The organism is Micromonospora sp. NPDC002411 (genome assembly GCF_053592955.1).
In genome coordinates, this window is sequence record NZ_JBSFBM010000446.1 from 1 (window position 1) to 4,650 (window position 4,650).

The window sequence follows — 4,650 nt, forward strand, 5'->3', positions numbered from 1 at the left end:
GGGCGGGGCAAACCACATAACCCCCCCCCCCCACCCCAACCACTGACGACCCCCCGGGGTCCGCGCCACCCGCCCGCGCCCCCGTCGGGGGTACGCCTCAGCGCAACCGGTACGCCTGGATGATCTTCTCGGTCACCGTGTTGCCGGCGGCGTCCTTGGCGGTGGCCCGCAGGGACGCGTAGCCGGGCCCGGCGGGATGCCGGACAGTTGCCGTCCAACCGTGCCCGCCGTGCCGCACCCGGGCGGACTGCCACGTCTTGCCTCCGTCGTAGGAGACGTCCACGGTCAGCTTGGTCACCCGGGACCCGGCAGCACCGGGCTGACGCTGCACCTGCACCGGGATGACCAGACTCCGTCCGGCGGGAGCCGCGTTGTCCACGCTCAGCGGTGGCGTGAACCGGATGGCCGACACCGGCAGTTGCCGGTAGTCGTCCCCGCCGACGTGCCGGGAACGGAACGTCCACGCCGTGCTGACCTCGGTGCTGAGGTCGGTGAAGCTCCGCTTGGCCGACACCTCCAACCGGTACGCCGCCGCGCCGGGTGGCACTGCGAACGCGCCGAAGCCGGTGTCCGACGACTCACCGACCAGCACACCGTTGCGGTAGAGGGCGGTCCGGGCGGTGTCGACGACCGAACCACCGGCGTGCCCCTCGGCATCGCTGTGCAGGGGAACGTCCACCTGGATCTCGTCACCGATCCGGGTGACGCCCTGGCCGGGCCAACGCGGGGCCGGGAAGGTCGGACCGTAGGGCGCGCCACCCCAACTCTCCCGGGTGTGTCGGCCGGGCCGGTACGTGCGCGACTCGCTCATCAGCGCTGCCTTGAAATCGGTCCACCATTCTTCGATGTCGCCCCAGAACGACAGCTCCGAGGACCAGCTCACATCTCGGGTGCTGTAGTGCTCGACCCGCTGCCCGGGCACCACTGTGGGCACTCCGGCCGCCCAACCACCCAGACCCGGGCCGAACTGCGGGAAGACCACCCGCTCGCCCTTCAGACCCGAATAGCCGCCCTTGAACTGCTGGGTGACCGTGGCCAACTCCGAGCTGCGGTAGGTCTTGTCGAAGCCGGTCGGGAACCGGCCGGCGAAGGTCTCGCTGAGCACGTACAGGTAGGGGCTGTGCGAAACCTCCAGATCCGCCCACTGGCTGCCGATGTTGCCGATGAACCGTTCGCCGGAGACGGCCCGACCGAGCTGCCCGGTCGCCAGCCCGGTGAAGTCGAACGCGAGAAGGCCGAAGCCGTAGCCGCTGCCGTCCGTGCCGAGGAACGTCGCTCCGATGTCCACCAGCGCCGGCTTGGCCGATCGATCGGGGACCGCCATACGCACCGGCCGGGCCTTCCGGTTGTCGACGGTCAGCGCGGTGTCGCTCTCCACGACCAGCTCCGGTTGGGCGAACTGGGTGGCCCCGTCTTCGAAGAAGAGGATGCTGGCGAGCCCGTAACGGCCCTTGGGCAACCGGGCGTCGGCGGTGCCGTCCGGGTCGTACAGGTCGTAGGTCCTGAAGGTGTCCAGGTCGACCAACGTGGTGATGTGCTCGGTCGCGGGCGCTCCGGTGGAGTCCAGGTGGCGCACCGTGACCTGGTAGCTCTCCACCTCCCGGTTGACAGCGATCGGGGTGACCGCGACGGTCTCCCCGGAGCGGGCCACGATCCGCCCGGTCCAGTAGCCGTCGGTGCCGATCCGGGTGTCCGCGGTGACAGTGGTGCCGGCGCTGCCGCCCGCGGGCACCGTGACCTGGGCCGCCGCCAGGGTGAACAGGCCGGCCGGTGCCGGCTGGCCCTCCGACCCGGTCACCTCGAGGGTGAGGTCCAGGGTGATCGGGTTCGGGCCGTCGTTACGCCAGTCGACAGTCCGGGTGACCGGGGTGTCGTCGTCGTGCGGCCAGGCCGGTTGCCCGAAGCCGACGCTGACGGGGTCGCTGACCACCCGCTGGGTGATCGCCCGGGCCACGTCGACCCGGCCGGCACCCTGCTGGAAGGAGGTCTGCTCCGGGTGCGGCTTCGCCGACGCCATCAGTGTCGCCTTGAGCTGGGCCGCCGCCCAGCCGCTGTGCTGCTGGGCGATCAGCGCGACCGCGCCGGTGACGTGCGGGGCGGCCATCGAGGTGCCGGAGATGGTGACGTAGGAGTCGCCCACCGGGTCGCCGAGCAACGTTCCCTCGCCCCGGGCGGCGACGATGTCGACGCCGGGAGCCGTCAGGTCCGGCTTCAGCCCGCCGTCGCCCACCCGGGGGCCTCGGCTGGAGAAGTCGGCCAGGGCGTCGTCCCGGTCCACCGCGCCCACCGAGAGCGCGGCGTCAGCCGTGCTGGGCGAGCTGACCGAGCCGTCGGTGCCGTCGTTGCCGGAGGAGATCACGAAGAGCGCGCCGGTCTGCGCGGTCAACGACTCGACGGCCGCCTCCAGCGGGTCGACGTCGGGCGTGTCCGTACCGCCCAGACTCATGTTGATCACGTCGGCGTTCTGGTCGACGGCGGCCCACTGCATGCCGGCCAGGATCGCCGAGTCCGGGCAGCCGAAGTCCTCGCAGACCTTGCCGTTGAGAAGCGTGGCGTCCGGTGCGACGCCCCGATACTTGCCGCCCGAGGCAGCGCCACTGCCGGCGATGATCGAGGCGACGTGGGTGCCGTGGCCAACTGTGTCACCGGCATCGGTGGCCTCGGTGAAGTTGTGCGACTCGGCGACCCGGCCCGCCAGGTCGGGGTGGTCGGCGTCGATGCCGGTGTCCAGCACCGCGACGCGTACCCCCTGACCGGTGAAGCCTGCCTGGTGCGCGGCCGGCGCGCCGATCTGCGGCACGCTGTGGTCCAGCGTGACGTGTCGGCGGCCGTCGAGCCAGATTCGGTCGGCACCCCCCGCCGTGCCGACCCGGGCGTTCGCGCCGGTGAGCGCTGCCCAGACCGTCGCGACCTGCTTCTTGTCCGCCGTCGCGGCGACCCCACCGATCGCGGGCAGCTGCGCGGTGACGGTCAGCCCGGTGGGTGCGGCGGCCCGCTGTCGAGCGCCCGCTCCGCCTGCGACGAGCACGGGAAGGTTGTCCCGCCGGGCGTCGTCGTAACCGGCGGCGATCAGCCCGGTCACATTGAACAGTCGCCGGTCGACCCGACCGGACCGGACCAGCGGCACTGCGTCCTGCGGCAGCACGGTGATTTGACCGCGGTCACGGGTGGTGACGAAGCGCAGATGAGCCCGTCCCGGGCCGGGCCGGACGGCAGCCGACCCGGACGCGGTGACGGTGACCTGGTCACCGGTGAGCAGGGTGACGGTCTTCGTGGTGGAGACGCCGGCCGCGGCACGCGGGGCGGCGTCGGGTGCGGTGCTGGTGGGTGGGCTGGCCACGGCGAGCGCTGGAGTGCCCAGGACGAGGGCTGCTACCGCGGTGACGGCTGTGGTCATTCTTCTGCGTCGATGCAACGGATCCTCCTCGGTGGAGCGTCGATACCGATGACGGGGTTCCATAGACCGGAGTCAGTATTACATACCCGGTATGCAGAAAAGGGGTCGAAAATATGACGGACCTGCCAACCCCCGAGCGGGATGGCAGGCATCATCGACCGGATGACCTCCATGAAGGACCGCATGCTCGCCGGCGAGCCGTACCTCGCTGACGATCCCGAGATCATCGCCGACCTGGACCGCGCCGCCCTGCTGATGGAACGCTTCAACACCAGCGCCGCAACCGATCCGCAGGCCCGCCTCGACGCGCTCCGCGACCTCCTCGGCGAACTGGGCGAGGGCACGTGGATCCGCCCACCGTTCTACTGCGACTACGGCTGGCAGATCCGGATCGGGCCGCGCAGCTTCGTCAACTACCACGCCGTCTTCCTCGACGTCGCGCCGATCGTCATCGGTGCCGACGTCCAGATCGGACCGAACGTCCAGCTCCTGACCCCGACACATCCGGTGGAGCCCGGCCCGCGCCGCGACAAGTGGGAGGCCGCCAAGCCGATCACCATTGAGGACAACGTGTGGCTCGGCGGCGGTGCCATCGTGCTCGCCGGCGCGACGATCGGTGCGAACACAGTCGTCGGCGCGGGCGCTGTGGTCACCCGGGACCTGCCGCCCAACGTGGTCGCCGTCGGCAACCCCGCCCGACCGGTCCGAGAGCTGGACTGACGCTCGCCGCCCTCGACGAGCCGGTCAGGCTGCCGGTGGATCGGGGAGGCGGACGACCAGGTCGGCCCGCTCGGCAGTGGGGGTGATCAGAGCCGCGTTGGCCTCGTCACTGCCCAACGCCCACTCGCGGGCCTGCTCCGGCGACCGCCCGAACGCCTCGTGCCGGGCGGTCAGCCGCCGGTGGCGGATCTCCGCATCCAGGTCCAGGAACCACGTCTCGTGCAGCAGCGGCGGAATCTCCCACCACGGGTCGTCGTGCAGCAGCAGGTAATTGCCCTCGGTCACCACCAGTCGCACCGACGGCTGCACCTCGATCGCCCCGGCGACCGGCTCCTCCAGCTCCCGCCGGAACTCCGGTGCGTAGACCGAGGCCGGCTCAAGACGGCGCAACCGGCGCAGCATCGAGACGTACCCGTTGGCGTCGAAGGTGTCCGCCGCGCCCTTGCGTTCGGCGCGGCCCAGCCGGACCAACTGTGACTGGGCCAGGTGGAAGCCGTCCATCGGAACCAGCCGCGCCGTCGGCCCCACCTCGG

General features: G+C 71.2%; 3 protein-coding genes. 1 reads left to right on the forward strand and 2 read right to left on the reverse strand.

The features are described from left to right. Positions 1–97: 97 nt before the first annotated feature. A complete protein-coding gene (locus tag ACWCO3_RS31830; RefSeq protein WP_450013587.1) occupies positions 98–3,397 on the reverse strand; it encodes a S8 family serine peptidase in 3,300 nt (1,099 codons plus the stop codon). 162 nt (positions 3,398–3,559) lie between these two features. Between ACWCO3_RS31830 and ACWCO3_RS31835 the strand changes: the two genes are divergently transcribed. Next, entirely contained in the window at positions 3,560–4,117 is a 558-nt protein-coding gene (locus ACWCO3_RS31835) for a sugar O-acetyltransferase (RefSeq protein WP_450013589.1), read from the forward strand. Between the two features lie 24 nt (positions 4,118–4,141). On the opposite strand, the gene ACWCO3_RS31840 is transcribed toward ACWCO3_RS31835, so the two are convergent. After that, a partial coding sequence (locus tag ACWCO3_RS31840; RefSeq protein ID WP_450013591.1) for a nucleoside/nucleotide kinase family protein occupies positions 4,142–4,650 on the reverse strand: 509 nt, incomplete at its 5' end.